Genomic DNA, 15,027 nt, shown 5'->3' on the forward strand with positions numbered 1-15,027 from the left:
ATGGCTCAGTCAAACCCCACCGCACAACCGATCAACCTCACCCGCAAAGCTTCGCTTATCCCTGAACAGTGGAGCCCCAGGGTCGTTGCGCAAATGAACGACTACCAATTCAAAGTGGTGCGCATTGAAGGTGAGTTCATCTGGCATGCCCACCCGGAAACCGACGAAGCGTTCCTGGTGCTCGAAGGCACCTTGCGCATCGATCTGCCGGACGGGCCGGTGTATGTGGCGCCAGGCGAACTGTATGTGGTGCCGCGTGGCATGCAGCACCGCACGGCTTCGGAGGGCGAAGCCCGGTTGCTGATGATCGAGCCGCGTGGCGTGTTGAACACCGGGCATGAAGGCGGCGATCGCACGGCGACGAATGATGTGTGGATCTGAACATTCCTCGACGACAATGCCGCCTGCATCACACGGTCATTTTGCGAACGCGTACTCGCCACCCTGCTCCACCGCTTTGCGGTAGGCCGGGCGCGCTTGCAGGCGTTGCAGCCACGCCGCCAGATGCGGGTAAGCCTGCAATTTGCCTTGGGCTTGGGCGATTTCGCCGATAAAACTCATCTGGATATCCGCGCCGCTGATGGCTTCACCCACCAGGTACGGGGTGCGCGCCAGCACGTCGTTGAGGTAGCCCAGGTAGTTGGCCAGTTCCGATTCGATACGCGGATGCAACGGCGCGCCGGCCTCGCCCAGGCGGCCGACATACAGGTTGAGCATCAACGGCAGCATCGCCGAGCCTTCGGCGAAATGCAGCCATTGCACGTATTCGTCATAGGTGGCGCTGGCCGGATCGGGCTGCAAGCGGCCCTGGCCGTGGCGGCGGATCAGGTAGTCAACGATGGCGCCGGACTCGATCACCACATGGGGGCCGTCCTCGATCACCGGGGACTTGCCCAGTGGGTGGACCGCTTTGAGTTCAGGCGGCGCGAGGTTGGTCTTGGAGTCGCGCTGGTAACGCTTGATCTCGTAGGGCAGGCCCAGTTCTTCCAGTAGCCACAGGATGCGCTGGGAGCGCGAGTTGTTCAGATGGTGGACAGTGATCATACAAACTCCGCGGGCGACAGTAGGTGTGTAGCAACAGACTACGCCAACGCGGCCGAGTGCCGTGCATTAACCAACCGCGTGAGTGTGGCGAGCGGCTCGGTGCAGGCCGAGCCGTATCGACCTCAGCCGTTGACCATCGCCCACAGCGAAGCGCCGACCCCGGTGATACTCTCCCCGGCGATCAACCCCGCCGCAGCGGTGATTGCAAAGCGCTCGGTGAGGCTCGGCCAACGGCAACTCACCAGCCAGGTCAGCACGGCGCCGAGGGCCATCATCAGCGAGACCGACGCCGGCAGTACGAATGCCAGGCCCAACGCAGCGGCACTGGGCAGGTAACGCGCACGGTGCGCGGGCAAGGTGCTGTCCAGAATGCCGAGCAGTACCCCGATCACGCCGCCCAACCCAATCGCCCAGCGGATACTGATCGACAACGAGTCAAGCCCATGGGTCAGGGTTTGCGCCACGGCTTTCCAGGTGGCGACGGCCGGAGCAGGCCACTGCTCGGTCAACAACATGGCTTGTGGGTCGGGGATCAGCGCCAGGTAAGCGAATACGCCGACGATGCTGCCGATAAAAATCCCCAGGATTTGCGCGATCACCTGTTTATGCGGTGTGGCGCCAATCGCCTTGCCCACCTTGAAATCATTCATCAGGTCGGTGCACTGCCCGGCTGAACCGCCTGCGGTGTTAGCGCTCATCAGGTTGATCGGCACCTGGCCCGGCGCGACGATGCCAAAACTCAGCTGGGACAACTGCCCGATGGCGCCAATCGGCGGAATACCAGTGGCGCCCACCACGCGCGCGGCCACCGCGGCCAGGCAGATCGCCAACGGAATGGTCAGCAGCGCCATCCACAGGTTGATGCCGAACAACAGCGCCTGCAGGCTGACCACCAAGGCAATCGCCAGCACGAATCCAGCGGCCGGACCGGGCTTGGGCACACGCCAAGCCTGCGCCCCGGTAGAGCGGCTGGAAGCATATAGCGCCCACAACCGAATGGCCAGAGACGCCAAGGTCGAACACACCATCAGGCTCACGCCCGGCCACAACAGCCATTCCACCAGCGCGGCAAACTGCGGGCCGGTGCTGCCGGCGGGCACGATCACCAAGCCTTCGGCCAGCAGCCATGGCGCAAGCCCACCCCAGGCGAGCACGGCGCCGAGCAACAGGGTCAGGCCGACGCGGATGCCGATGATGCCGCCAAACCCCACCAGCAACAGCGACGGGTCGGCACTGAAGGTCAGGCGCTCCAAGTGGGCGCTCGGCGACCAGCGCGGCAGGGTCCATAGAAACGTGTCCACCCATTTGACCAGCCCGGACAGCAACGCAGCGCCCAGCAGCACTTTCAAGCGCGTCGCGGCTTCGCGGCCATGGTTGTAGATGTGCAGCAGGGTTTCCAGGGTGGCCATGCCTTCGGGAAATTTCAGCGCGTTGTCATTGAGCAACGAGGGCCGCAGGTACCAGGCGATCCAGATCCCCAGAAAACTCACCGAGAACACCCAGGCGATCATCGGCAACGCGTCCAACTGGTTGCCGGTCAGCAAGGTATAGGCCGGAATCGGCGCCACCAGCCCGCCGGAGATGATCGACGCGGCGGCCGAGGCGACGGTCTGGTTGATATTGCTTTCATGCAACGTCCACGGCAGCGCCTGGGACGAACGCCGGGCCAGGCCTTGCCAGATCGCGTAGCCGACCAGCAGGGCAATGATCGACATATTGAACGACCAGCCGATCTTCAGCCCGGCGTAGACATTGGAAGGCGTGAGCAGGATACCGAGCAGCGTACCGGTGACGACGGCGCGCAGGCTCAGCTCGCGTTTGATAGGGCCGTGCTCAGGGAGCGCTGGCGGAGTGGAAGGCATGCAGAGTCCTTTCAGCAAAAAAAAGAGCGACCCAACAAGTGAGCCCCCTCAGCCTCGAAGGTTCCTGAAACGACACCCGAACCTCTGTTTGTGCTGAGAGGACTTGCTGCTATGAACAGCCTTGTTGGATTGGGAGAGCTTGATGGGGTCAGCGGGCTTTAGGCTTTCTGTGGTGAGCGGGCTTGCCCCGCGCTGGGCTGCGAAGCGGCCCCAAAACCAGCGACGCGGTTTGTCTGGGTGACCGTGGTGGTCTTATGAGGGGCTGCTTCGCAGCCCAGCGCGGGGCAAGCCCGCTCACCACAAAAAAGTCCCTTCACCACAAGAGCCCCGCTCACCACAAAAAAGTCCCTTCACCACAAGAGCCCCGGTCACCACAAAAAGCCCCGTTCACCATAACGAGTCTGATCAACAGAAAGGGCATCGCTGCTTACGGTCAGCTTGCAGGGCTGCAGGCGAGCAAGTCTGGATACATCTGGTCATCAACTGACAGATGCTCGTCACTCATCTCGGGCTAGCGTTAAAGCTCTTCAGAACAGTCATATAGAGCAACGCAATGCGCTTCCCCCCTCAATCCCATCGCCTGCGTCACGGTCGCTATTCGGAACATGGACGTAGCTACCTAGTGACCTTCGTTGTGAACCACCGTCGCCGTTTGTTCACTGACCTCTATCTGGGTCGGCTGCTGGTTGCCGAGCTGCGGCAGGCGCATGAACTGGGCCTAGTTGATTCTTTGGCCTGGGTCGTGATGCCAGACCATGTGCATTGGCTATTTGAGTTGAAGCAACGGAATTTGCCCGATGTGATAAGGCGCGTGAAGTCACGAAGTACGCTGACCATCAACCGACGCCGCCAAAGCAAGGAGCGGGTTTGGCAGCCCGGTTATCACGACAGGGCGGTGCGTGCGCAGGACGATTTGTGCAAGATGGCTCGTTACATCATTGCCAATCCCCTGCGGGCCGGCCTGGTGGAGCGGGTTGGAGATTTTTCGTTATGGGACGCCGCCTGGCTCTGATGTCTCAGCGGGCTTTGGAACATCTGGGAGGGTGTACGTCCATGCGTTTTATTTGTGGCGAGCGCGTCTCTGTGGTGAGCGGGCTTGCCCCGCGCTGGGCTGCGAAGCAGCCCCTCTTACACACGCCGCGTTGATTCAGGTACACCGCGTTGCCGGTCTTGGGGCCGCTTCGCAGCCCAGCGCGGGGCAAGCCCGCCCACTACAATGCGTTCGCGGGTCTCAGCCTGCATCCTGGGTGGGTGATCACGCCGTACCGGTCGGGCCTAAAACGTGGGAGTGGCGCGCAATCTCCGTCAGGTGCTTGTCTCAATCCAGGCGGAACCGCGCCGTGTTATCGCTCAGCGCCTGGCTGCCCTTGCTCAGGGTGTCCGCCGCGCGGTTCACCGCGCGGGCGCCGTCGAGCAAGCGCCCGGCGGCCTGGTCGACTTGTTGAATATTGCCGCTGACTTCATCCGCCGTGGTCGCTTGTTCCTCTACCGCCGTGGCGATTTGCGCCAAGGTGTCGGTGACGTTCTGCACCGCGCCGGCGATCTCGCCCAATCGCACGCCCAGCCCGGTGACCGATTCGGCATCGCTCAGTGCTTGTTCGCACGCGGCGCCCATCAGGGTGACGGCCTGGGTCACGGTGGCGCGCAGGCTGTCTACCGTGCCGGCGATCTGCGCGGTGGATGCTTGAGTGCGTTGGGACAGGCTGCGCACTTCATCGGCCACCACCGCAAAGCCGCGTCCTTGCTCACCGGCGCGCGCCGCTTCAATGGCGGCGTTGAGCGCCAGCAGGTTGGTCTGCTCGGCGATACCGCGGATGGTGTCGACCACCGATTGAATCTGCTGGCCCTGATCGCTGACTTGCTGCAACGCTGCGGCGGTGTCGATCAGGCGCTGGTTGAGCTGCTGGATGCTGGCCGTGGTGCGCTCGCTGTCGCGGCTGCTGTCCTCGGCGATGCGCCGGGTTTGCTGGGCGCTGCCGGAGGCCTGTTCGCAACTTCTGGCGACCCCCATGGAGGTAGCGGCCAGCTGCGTGGCGGCGGCGGCGATCTGGCTGATCTGATGTTGCTGGTCTTCGACTTCGCTGAGGGTGCTACCCGATTGGGTGTTGAGGGTGATCACCGCCGAGCCGAGCTGCTGGGTTTCGTGATTGACGCCCAACAGGCTAGTGCGCAGTTGCATCACCGCCACGTTCAATGCCGTGCTGATCGCCGCCAATTCGTCACGCCCCTGCACCGCCACTTCCACGCACAGATTGCCGTCGCGCAGGGACTCGGCCAGGGTCGTGATGCCACTGGCGCTACGCCGGATAGAAGCTTGCAAGCTCATAAACAGGTACAGCGCCGCCAAGGCCAGCAGGCCGAATGTCGCCGCCACCGGGATAAATTGCTGCAGTGAGCGATCGTGGTAATACGCCAGGCGCGCGTCCAGAGAATTGAGCGACTGGTTGCGCAGTGCGCCGAGGCTGCTCAGCATGGCGTCGACACTGCGCTCGAAAGCAGCGGTGTCGAGTTTGATCGTGCCGCCGAACACGCCGTCGTCCAGCACTTTGAGTTCGTTGTCCAGCACCTGCAGGCTGTTGTCGTACTGCGCGGTCCACGGCTCCATACCCGCGTAAGGCTTGGCCTTGAGCGATACGGCGGCCTTGATCAGTTGATCCCGCGCATCACCGATGCGGCTGCGCAGGTCACGCATCTGCAAGCGGCTCTGCAAAGTGAACTGCCCCGACGCGATGGACGACTGGCCGATGCCCGCCATGCGGCCGATGCGCTCGATCAGGTCGGGCGTCTGCTGCGTGGCGATTTGCATCGTCAGGTAGGTTTCCAACCAGGGGTCGAGGATCAGGCCGGTATCCAGCGCGATCTGCTCGCGCAATGCCTGCATGGCACCGAGCGCCGACGTGAAGCGGTCGTAGCCATCCGGCCACCAACCCACGGCGCGCAGGGATTGGCTGTCCAGGCCCTTGACCGCGCCTTGCAAGGTGTCGAAGCGTGCCTGAATGTCCGCGCTGACGTTCTGCGCCTTGAGTGTTTCACCCAAGGTTTGCAGGCTTTGTTGGATCGGTGCGTAGTTGGCATCCAAGGCGGCCATGGCAGCCTTCGCAGCGGGTGTGGGCTCGCGCAGCAGATCCACGGCCTTCCAGCGCGCAGCCAGGTTGCGCTGGGCGGTCAATTGCGCGTCCAGGCTATCGAGCGCCAACAACTGGCTGACACCGGAACGCTCGCTGGAAATCACACTTAATTTGTCCCGGTAGTCCTGACCGATCATCCACAGGCTACCCGCCAAGGGCAGCATGAACAGCAAAAACAGCAGTTGGAATTTGCGCGCGAAACCAAACTGTCCGAGCAGGCGGATACCGGGTGATAACAAACTGTGCATGTCCGACTACTCCCTCAAACCACCCAGGCGGTGCAGCGCTGGGGGAAACCTTGAAATGACTAACGGCAAAACGCCATGTCATTGATTATTCTGGGACTAGCAAGATACGGGCCGTTGAGCCACAGCCCCGAAACAGGGCAGGCGATGTGCAAAAACGCGCCGTAGCGTGCTCGAAAATGGGGCGAAAGCACTCAGTCCTGGCAGTGACGGTGTCACCGCCGGGGACGACAAGCACGGGGATGTTCGGACAAGCACACGCTTCAACCATCCGCCGTCATAGGCAGGCTATCGGCTGCCTACCGCGCAAACTTGAAGACGCGATGAGGTGTGCTTAACCCAGCAGCTCCCGGATCCATTGCACCTGCCGGGCGATGTGTTGTTGCTTGCCGTGTAGAGCGCCCTGCTCCGACTGTTCAAGGCCTGCCAGCACCTTCTGCTTCAGACGCAACGCCCGTTGCCATTTAGCCAAAAACACCGGGCTGCGCGCCTGCATCTGCAGTGGGCCGAAGTACAGTTGTTCGGCGCTGTAGGCCACCGGCCCGGCGCGTTCGGCGACGATGATTTCGTAGTAGAAGCGGTTTTCGTGCACCAGCTCTTCGTTGAGGATCGTGTAAGCGTTATCCATCAACCAATGGCGCAGCGGTGCCTCGCCGCCATTGGGTTGCAGAATCAGGCGCTCGCGGCCGCTCAAGCGCGCCTTGCCGCCGTCCAGGATGTCGCGAATCGTCTCGCCGCCCATGCCGCACAGGCTGATCGCGGTAATGACGTCGTCGGGCTCGATGGCCGCAAGGCCGTTGGCCTGGCGCACGCTGATGTGCGCTTGCAGGTCGTTATCGCGCACGGTGCGCTGGGCCGCGTGGAACGGCGTGCTCGCCAGCTCCCCCGCAACCGCCGAGCTGATCGCGCCACGACGCAACAAGGCTACCGGCAGGTACGCGTGGTCCGAGCCGATATCGGCCAGGCGCGCGCCCGACGGCACGTTCGCCGCCACGCGTTCCAGGCGCATGGATAAAGTGTGTTCGTTCAATTGAGGGTCCTATGGGCGCGTTCGAGCGTCTTACTCGCCGGAAAACCGGTCCCGGCTATTGGTCAGGTGCAGCACCATGGCTGCGCGGGCCGCGTCCGCATCCTGACGCTTGATCGCGTTAAAAATCGCCTCATGCTCCAGGTGCGCCAACTGCCCCAGCTTCGCGAAGTCCGCGCCACCGCGCTCGGCGCCCTTGACCAGGCTGCGCGGAATCATAGCGCTGCCCAGGTGCTGCATGATCTCGGTGAAGAAGGTATTGCCGGTGGCTTCGGCAATCAGCTGGTGGAAGCGTTTGTCTTCTTCCACACAACTGTCGTTGTTGGCCAGGGACGCCTGATAGTCATCCAGGGCCTGGCGCATATGGGCCAGTTGCGCATCGGAGCGTCGCCCCGCAGCCAACGCCACCGCCTGCACCTCCAGGCCCAGGCGCAGCTCCAGCATGTTGCGCACACTGGCTACCGTGTCCACATGCAGACGCAAGCCTTGCTGGGCGCGCGGCTCCAGCACAAAGGTGCCGATGCCGTGACGCGTCTCCACCAGCCCGGACGCCTGCAGCTTGGAAATGGCTTCGCGCACCACCGTGCGGCTCACGCCGTGTTCGAGAACGATGGTGGATTCGGACGGCAGTTTTTCACCGGGTTTCAACTGCCCCAACAGGATGCGCTGGGTCAGATCATCGACCACGCCTTGAGCCAGGTTGGTGGAGCGTTTGCGTGGGGTGGCTGGGGGTTGGATGGGCATTGCGACGGGTCCACGGGGTTGGGCTGGGGAGAAGCTTAACATTCTGCCTGTTCGGCGTGACACGAATCCGAAACCCTCTCACTTGTATGACAACACTACACATCAAGACCTATTAGGGTCCTTTGAGAGAGACTACACTCCGGGCTTAACAACCGCCAAAAAACCCAACGAAAGCTGATAAACAACCAAAATGCTCACTGAATGGCGGGCTTTATAAGAACAAATCCCGAGCTGTGCATTGCGACCCCAAGAAAACTACTTGTATGATGTCTATCAACAAAACGCACAAACCCGCATAAAAATAATCAGGGGGAGTCTTGAATTGTGAACAATTCAAACCACGCAGCTGTTGCTTCAGAACGCAGTCCGGTCCTCGCGCGCGCCGTGAGCAAAGTGAAGGGCCATGTGCTCCCACTGTTCGTGATCATGTTCATCCTCAACTACATCGACCGGGTCAATATCGGCTTCGTGCGAACGCACATGGAGCATGACCTAGGCATCGGCGCGGCCGCCTATGGCTTTGGCGCCGGGCTGTTTTTCATTGGGTATGCCCTCTTCGAAGTGCCCTCCAATATGCTGCTGCAAAAGGTCGGCGCGCGTATCTGGCTGACCCGCATTATGTTCACCTGGGGCATCGTCGCCACGTTGATGGCGTTTATCCAGAACGAAACCCACTTCTACATTCTGCGTTTTCTGCTGGGAGTGGCCGAGGCTGGTTTCTTCCCAGGAGTGATCTACTACTTCACACGCTGGCTGCCGGGTGTGGAGCGCGGCAAAGCCATCGCGATTTTCCTCAGCGGCTCGGCGGTGGCCTCGCTGATCTCCGGCCCGCTGTCGGGTGCACTGCTGCAGATCGAAGGGTTTGGCCTGCACGGTTGGCAGTGGATGTTCGCCATCGAAGGCCTGGCCTCGGTGGCCATCGGGTTCTTCGTGTGGTTCTGGCTCGATTCCAAGCCCCACGACGCCAAATGGATGACCCGCGAAGAACAGGACGCACTGGTGGACGCCATCGACCAGGAACAGCGCGAGCGCGAGGCACTGACCAGCGTCAAGCCGACCCTCGGCCAACTGCTCAAAGACCGCCAGATTCTGTTGTTCTGCGCGCTGTACTTCTGCATCCAACTGACCATTTACGCCGCAACCTTCTGGCTGCCGAGCATCATCAAGAAGATGGGCGACCTCAGCGATGTGCAGGTGGGTTTCTTTAACTCGATCCCGTGGCTGATCTCGATCATCGCCATGTATGCCTTCGCCTCGCTGTCGGGCAAGTTCAAATTCCAGCAGGCCTGGGTCGCGGCGGCGCTGTTGATTGCGGCGGCGGGCATGTTCATGTCCACCACCGGCGGGCCGATCTTCGCCTTTGTGGCGATCTGCTTCGCGGCGATTGGTTTCAAGTCGGCGTCTTCGCTGTTCTGGCCGATCCCCCAGGGCTATCTGGATGTGCGCATCGCCGCGGCGGTGATCGCGCTGATCAACTCCATCGGCAACCTGGGCGGCTTTGTTGCGCCAACCACGTTTGGGTTCCTGGAGCAGACCACCGGCTCGATCCAAGGCGGCCTCTACGGCCTGGCCGGCACCTCGGTACTGGCGGCGATCCTGGTGTTCTTCGCCAAGACCTCGCCCTCGTCCACCTTGACCGCGCCCGGCAGCGTGCCCAGCGCCGCCCTCAGCAAACCTCTTTAAGCTCAACCAGGAACCTGCCATGACTACGCCAATCGTCACTCACTTTCAGGTCATCCCCGTGGCCGGCCACGACAGCATGCTGCTCAACCTCAGCGGCGCCCATGGGCCATTTTTTACGCGCAATATCGTGATTCTCAAGGACAGCAGCGGCCACACCGGCGTCGGCGAAGTACCCGGCGGCGAACGCATCCGCGAAACCCTGGAAGACGCGCGCAGCCTGGTGATCGGCCAACCCATCGGCCAGTACCAGCGCATCCTCAACCGGATGCGCAGCACTTTTGCCTCGCGGGATGCCGCCGGGCGTGGCCTGCAGACCTTTGACCTGCGCATCACCATCCACGCGGTGACCGCCATGGAAGCCGCCTTGCTCGACTTGCTGGGGCAGTTTCTCGAAGTGCCGGTGGCCGCACTGCTCGGCGAAGGCCAGCAGCGCGATGCGGTGAAAATGCTGGGCTATCTGTTCTACGTCGGCGACCGTACGGCCACCGACCTGGCCTATCGCAACGAGGCCGACAGCGATGATGCGTGGTTCCGCCTGCGCCATGAAACCGCCCTGACCGCCGAGGCGGTAGTGCGCCTGGCCGAGGCGGCCCAGGCCAAATATGGCTTCAATGACTTCAAGCTCAAGGGCGGCGTGCTAAGCGGCGATGCCGAAATCGAAGCGGTCACCGCACTGGCCGAACGCTTCCCCGAGGCACGCATCACCCTCGACCCCAACGGCGCCTGGTCGCTGAAAGAAGCCATCCGCCTGTGCCGCGACCAGCACCACGTACTGGCTTATGCCGAAGACCCCTGCGGTGCCGAAAACGGTTACTCAGGCCGCGAAGTCATGGCCGAATTCCGCCGCGCCACCGGGCTCAAGACCGCCACCAACATGATCGCCACCGACTGGCGCGAGATGGGCCACGCGATCCAGCTGCAATCGGTGGACATCCCCCTGGCCGACCCGCACTTCTGGACGATGCAAGGCTCGGTGCGCGTGGCGCAGATGTGCCACGAGTGGGGCCTGACCTGGGGTTCGCACTCCAACAACCACTTCGATATTTCCCTGGCGATGTTCACCCAAGTGGCCGCCGCCGCACCGGGCGACATCACCGCTATCGACACCCACTGGATCTGGCAGGACGGCCAACGCCTGACCCGCGAGCCGCTGAAAATCGAAGGGGGTTATGTGAAGGTGCCGACCCGGCCCGGCCTGGGGGTAGACATCGACATGGACGCCGTGGCCCACGCCCATGAACTGTACAAAGGCATGGGCCTCGGCGCGCGGGATGACAGCGTGGCGATGCAGTTCCTGATTCCGGGGTGGCGGTTTGATAATAAGCAGCCTTGCCTGGTGCGCTGAAGCCTTCAGGTAAAGCGGATAAATGTGGAAGGGGCGGAGCGACGATTCGACTTGCTCCGATAGACACAGGTATCCACACAAGTCTTAAAGGCTGACGCATAACCCTGTGAGCGGGCTTGCTGTGGTGAACGGGCTCGCTGTGGTGAACGGGCTCACCACGGAATTCACGGCCTCTCCCCAGCGCTACTCACGCTTAGCTCCGCTTGGGCAACGTCCAATTCGGCCGAATGAAGTGGCAGGTATACCCGTTGGGTATCCGCTCCAGGTAATCCTGATGCTCCGGCTCCGCCTCCCAGAACTCCCTTGCAGGCTCTATCTGCGTAACCACAGGCCCCGGCCATAGCTGGGAAGCATCCACGTCAGCCGCGGTGTCTTCGGCAATCTCCCGTTGCTGCTCGCTCAGGTAGTAAATCGCCGAACGATAGCTTGGCCCCAGATCATTGCCCTGCCGATTCGGCGTGCTGGGGTCATGGATCTGGAAAAAGAACTCAAGGATCTGTCGGTAGGAAATCACCGCCGGGTCAAACACGATTTCAATCGCTTCGGCATGGTTGCCATGGTTGCGGTAGGTGGCATTCGGCACATCGCCGCCGGTGTAGCCGACGCGAGTGCGCAGCACGCCGGGGTAGCGTCGCAGCAGGTCCTGCATGCCCCAGAAGCAGCCGCCGGCGAGGATGGCGGTTTCGGTTGGGTTGGTCATGGTGTGTCCTTGCGCTTGGTGGATATGGGGATAGTTATGGGGTGATATCGGGCAATACCAAGCTGGATCGCGGAAAAACGACCGCTGGGCCACCAATCGCCAGCCGTATCTCCCTGGGCCGCGTTGGTCTGCAGGATGATATAGGCGCTGCGGTTGCAGCGATCTTGTCCGATGACATGGCCTGGGCTAATGGGACGACGTTTGATATCTCGGGCGGGCAACTGTTGTAGCTTGGTTGTACGGGATCATTTTTGATCCCATCGGGGCAGAGGTATCTACACCTCCTGGGTGAAAACATCACCTGAGAGATGAGGTTCCTGTGATGAGCAGACTTGCTGTGCTCACCACAGATTTATTTTTCAGTCTTTGAGACTGATGTAGATACCTGGGCCTTTCGCGGTGAAGCCTGCGATGCGAGCCCGATTGGGCCCTTTCACCGGTAGTCGTTTCGGGCCAGACTCATGCGTATTCATAGCCGCAGTGGTAGCCACCATGATTTCCCATGTTTGTTTAGGCGTAGGTGATTTTGATCGGGCCTTTGTTTCTACTCAAAAATAATGGCCGACTTAGACCTCACTTTAAAATTCTGCGAAGCGAGTAAGCCGTGGGCCGGTTGGGTCTCAAAAACCTCATCTCGCCCCCTTTTCGTCATAGGAAAGCCATTTGACGGCAACGCATGCGAGCCCGGCAATGGAAATATGGTGGCGCTACTTGCACCCAATCTGGAGGCGGTAAGAAGAAGCCACGCAACCGCACTGGCCTTAGGCGGAACGTGTGAGGGCGCGCCTGGATTAAGGCCTCACTACCATCCCGACTATTACGGCGCGTACTTTCGAGACCCTGACGGTAACAAGCTTTGTGTCTGCTGCCACAGCCCAGCATAAGATTGGTCGGCGTTCATCAAGAGAGCTGCCGACGCTCAAGCAAAGTCGAGGGCATCAACCAATAGCTCGTGGACTTTACGTAGCCGAAAGACTTTAAAACGGCCCACGGGTTTTCTCATAGCCTTGACCTAGAGCTGCCGCCGTATGCATCCCCACCTACGACCCGCGTCCATCCGTCGCATCCCCCCACCCTCCCCCTCCAGCCCCCATCCAACCTGCCGATAACCCTACTAACCACATGCCTTACCCCGCTTCCCCACCCGACCGAGCCCACCCCATGAATCCACTCGCCCTCATAAAAAAAACCCGGCCCGCTCGCCAAGGCACCACCACCCTCACCTGTACCGCCAGCGACCTGGACGCCGCTTTAGCCGCCCAGCGCCTCACGCCGACGTTGATCACGGGCTTCATCTCGCCGCACTTGGACATCGACGCCATCGCCGCCAAGCTCAAGCGCCGTTTCCCGCAATCCACCATCAGTCTGTGCACCACCTCCGGCGAGTTGTGCAACGCACCCAATGCTCTCTACTGCAGCACCGGCGAGCGCTGGGATCGGATGGTGTTGCAGTTGTTCGATGCCAGTGTGATCGCCTCGGCCGAGGTGGTGATGGTGCCGTTGGAGTGCGAGGACATCCGCAGCGGTGGCAAGCGCCTCAAAATGCAGGAGCGGATTGCCAAGTTGGTGGCCAATATCAAGCGGGTGCAGGTGAATACACCAATCGATCATCGCGATACCTTGGCGTACGTGGTGTTCGACGGGCTGTCGGCGTCGGAGTCGTTTTTTATGGAGGCGCTGTACGAGTCGGGGCGGTTCCCGTGTTTGTTTGTAGGGGGATCAGCCGGGGGTAAGTCGGATTTCCAGAAGACGCTGATTCATGACGGCCAGCGCAGTTATCAAAACCACGCGCAAATCGTGTTCGTGAAAACCGCGGCGGATGTGCGTTTTGGCGTGTTCAAAAGTCAGAATTTCAAACCTGCCGACCTGACCTTCAGTGTGCTGACCGCTTCGGTGGAAGACCGCACTATTGACCAGGTCATCGACAGCAGCGGCAACATCAAGAGCATGGTGCAGGCGCTGTGCGATGCCTTCAACTGCTCGCCCCAGGCGCTGGAGCCGAAGCTGGCGGATTATTCGTTTGCTATCCGCGTGGGCAGTGAATTGTTTGTGCGCTCCATCGCACGCATCGACTATGAACAGCAGATTGTGCAGCTGTTTTGCGACGTGGCGCCGGGCGAAGAGTTGGTGATGGTGCGGCGTACGCCGTTGCGGGAGGCGACGCGCCGTGACTACGAGCAGTTCTTGCGCGGCAAGGGTGGCCAGCCAGTGGCGGGCATCTTGAATGACTGCATCTTGCGGCGGCTGAACAATGGCGCCGAGCTGGGCAGTATGGCCGGCACGTTCGGCGATGTACCGCTGGCAGGGTTCTCCACCTTTGGGGAAATCCTGGGTTTGAACCTCAACCAGACACTGACTGCGATTTTCTTTTTCCGAGTGGGCAAAGGCGCGAGTTTCACCGACGAGTATGTGGACAATTTCATCGCCCATTACGGCGAATTCAAGGCGTTTTTCCTACGTCGCCAGGTGAAGAAACTGGCCGGTTTGAACCATGTGGTGGTCAAGCAGATTGCCGCGTTCAAAAACAACAACTTCGCCAACACCCTCAATACCCGGGGGCTGGACAGCAATATTCTGCCGGTATTCGAAGGGCTGGCGGACTTGGGCATGGTGTTGGCCCAGGCTGAGCGTCAGCAGGAAGACATCGCTGCGCAGCTCAAGCATTACTCGGGTGAGTTGCACGCATCGATGGATGAACTGGTGGGGACCATCGGCCAGCAGAACACCGTGTCCGCCCAGGCCGGGGCTACGGTAGAGGGGCTGTCCAGCCAGGCGGACGTGGCGGTGGAAGGTGCGCGTACGCTGGCGGGGTCGAGTTTGCGTATTCAGTCGATCGTGCAGGTGATCCAACAGATCGCCGGGCAAACCAACCTGCTGGCGCTCAACGCAGCCATTGAAGCGGCACGCGCCGGTGACTTGGGCCGTGGCTTTGCCGTAGTGGCGGACGAAGTACGCAAACTGGCGGAAATCACCCGTAAGAATGCGGCGGAAATCGGCGTGGATATTGACCTGCTGTCCAGTGAGATCCAGCGCGTTGCCCAGCAGATCGAGGACCAATCCACCGGGGTCGGCGCACTGCGCGAAATGCTCGACGCTCTGGAGGCGTCCAGCCGCGCCACCGAAGGCACGGCGCAGCGGACCAAGACAATTGCCGATACGTTGACAGGGCTTACACATGCGTAGGCATCCGTCGGGTCGCCAGGGCTGCACGTTGATCCGCCATTAGCCGCCGCACCTGGCTGATAGGCC

General features: G+C 61.3%; 11 protein-coding genes and 1 pseudogene. 6 read left to right on the forward strand and 6 right to left on the reverse strand.

The window, feature by feature from the left end:
- Positions 1–381: a cupin domain-containing protein gene (locus ACFZPT_RS23440; RefSeq protein WP_034114597.1), complete on the forward strand. Its 381-nt coding sequence runs from the start codon at positions 1–3 to the stop codon at positions 379–381.
- 36 nt (positions 382–417) lie between these two features.
- Here the strand turns inward: ACFZPT_RS23440 and ACFZPT_RS23445 are convergent, their stop codons facing one another.
- Both ACFZPT_RS23445 and ACFZPT_RS23450 read right to left on the reverse strand, forming a co-directional pair.
- Positions 418–1,044, reverse strand: coding sequence for a glutathione S-transferase family protein (locus tag ACFZPT_RS23445; RefSeq protein WP_034099258.1), 627 nt, complete (start codon positions 1,042–1,044; stop codon positions 418–420).
- Between the two features lie 122 nt (positions 1,045–1,166).
- Positions 1,167–2,906 (reverse strand): OPT family oligopeptide transporter, encoded by a 1,740-nt coding sequence (locus ACFZPT_RS23450; protein ID WP_034099260.1) that lies wholly within the window; start codon positions 2,904–2,906, stop codon positions 1,167–1,169.
- A 553-nt stretch (positions 2,907–3,459) separates the two neighbouring features.
- On the opposite strand from ACFZPT_RS23450, the gene ACFZPT_RS23455 reads away from it, so the two are divergent.
- A complete protein-coding gene (locus tag ACFZPT_RS23455) occupies positions 3,460–3,918 on the forward strand; it encodes a transposase (protein WP_034114598.1) in 459 nt (152 codons plus the stop codon).
- A gap of 306 nt (positions 3,919–4,224) precedes the next feature.
- Here ACFZPT_RS23455 and ACFZPT_RS23460 read toward each other — a convergent pair whose 3' ends face one another.
- The 3 genes from ACFZPT_RS23460 to ACFZPT_RS23470 form a co-directional block, all read right to left on the reverse strand.
- A complete protein-coding gene (locus ACFZPT_RS23460) occupies positions 4,225–6,282 on the reverse strand; it encodes a methyl-accepting chemotaxis protein (protein ID WP_034114599.1) in 2,058 nt (685 codons plus the stop codon).
- 331 nt (positions 6,283–6,613) lie between these two features.
- Positions 6,614–7,309 (reverse strand): tRNA (adenine(22)-N(1))-methyltransferase TrmK, encoded by a 696-nt coding sequence (locus ACFZPT_RS23465; protein WP_034114600.1) that lies wholly within the window; start codon positions 7,307–7,309, stop codon positions 6,614–6,616.
- A gap of 30 nt (positions 7,310–7,339) precedes the next feature.
- Positions 7,340–8,050 (reverse strand): FadR/GntR family transcriptional regulator, encoded by a 711-nt coding sequence (locus ACFZPT_RS23470; protein ID WP_034114601.1) that lies wholly within the window; start codon positions 8,048–8,050, stop codon positions 7,340–7,342.
- Between the two features lie 324 nt (positions 8,051–8,374).
- Here ACFZPT_RS23470 and ACFZPT_RS23475 point away from each other — a divergent pair, with 324 nt between their 5' ends.
- Positions 8,375–9,733, forward strand: coding sequence for an MFS transporter (locus ACFZPT_RS23475; RefSeq protein ID WP_040268929.1), 1,359 nt, complete (start codon positions 8,375–8,377; stop codon positions 9,731–9,733).
- 19 nt (positions 9,734–9,752) lie between these two features.
- The gene (gene gudD, locus ACFZPT_RS23480; protein WP_034099269.1) at positions 9,753–11,078 is read left to right on the forward strand and encodes a glucarate dehydratase; all 1,326 of its coding nucleotides are present in this window, start codon (positions 9,753–9,755) and stop codon (positions 11,076–11,078) included.
- Between the two features lie 193 nt (positions 11,079–11,271).
- On the opposite strand, the gene msrA is transcribed toward gudD, so the two are convergent.
- Positions 11,272–11,778, reverse strand: coding sequence for a peptide-methionine (S)-S-oxide reductase MsrA (gene msrA, locus ACFZPT_RS23485; protein ID WP_034114605.1), 507 nt, complete (start codon positions 11,776–11,778; stop codon positions 11,272–11,274).
- A 95-nt stretch (positions 11,779–11,873) separates the two neighbouring features.
- Here msrA and ACFZPT_RS23490 point away from each other — a divergent pair.
- Both ACFZPT_RS23490 and ACFZPT_RS23495 read left to right on the forward strand, forming a co-directional pair.
- Positions 11,874–12,008 (forward strand): annotated as a pseudogene (locus ACFZPT_RS23490) (3-oxoacyl-ACP reductase); the annotation flags it as partial.
- A gap of 931 nt (positions 12,009–12,939) precedes the next feature.
- A complete protein-coding gene (locus ACFZPT_RS23495; RefSeq protein WP_052202232.1) occupies positions 12,940–14,961 on the forward strand; it encodes a methyl-accepting chemotaxis protein in 2,022 nt (673 codons plus the stop codon).
- Positions 14,962–15,027: the final 66 nt, after the last annotated feature.

Source organism: Pseudomonas sp. MD330_10, assembly GCF_042610415.1.
GTDB classification, from domain to species: Bacteria; Pseudomonadota; Gammaproteobacteria; order Pseudomonadales; family Pseudomonadaceae; genus Aquipseudomonas; species Aquipseudomonas rhodesiae.

Coding starts and splice junctions, on each gene's coding strand:
- ACFZPT_RS23440 (WP_034114597.1), top strand. CDS start 1: ATGGCTCAGTCAAACCCCACCGCACAACCGATCAACCTCACCCGCAAA.
- ACFZPT_RS23445 (WP_034099258.1), bottom strand. CDS start 1,044: ATGATCACTGTCCACCATCTGAACAACTCGCGCTCCCAGCGCATCCTG.
- ACFZPT_RS23450 (WP_034099260.1), bottom strand. CDS start 2,906: ATGCCTTCCACTCCGCCAGCGCTCCCTGAGCACGGCCCTATCAAACGC.
- ACFZPT_RS23455 (WP_034114598.1), top strand. CDS start 3,460: ATGCGCTTCCCCCCTCAATCCCATCGCCTGCGTCACGGTCGCTATTCG.
- ACFZPT_RS23460 (WP_034114599.1), bottom strand. CDS start 6,282: ATGCACAGTTTGTTATCACCCGGTATCCGCCTGCTCGGACAGTTTGGT.
- ACFZPT_RS23470 (WP_034114601.1), bottom strand. CDS start 8,050: ATGCCCATCCAACCCCCAGCCACCCCACGCAAACGCTCCACCAACCTG.
- gudD (WP_034099269.1), top strand. CDS start 9,753: ATGACTACGCCAATCGTCACTCACTTTCAGGTCATCCCCGTGGCCGGC.
- msrA (WP_034114605.1), bottom strand. CDS start 11,778: ATGACCAACCCAACCGAAACCGCCATCCTCGCCGGCGGCTGCTTCTGG.
- ACFZPT_RS23495 (WP_052202232.1), top strand. CDS start 12,940: ATGAATCCACTCGCCCTCATAAAAAAAACCCGGCCCGCTCGCCAAGGC.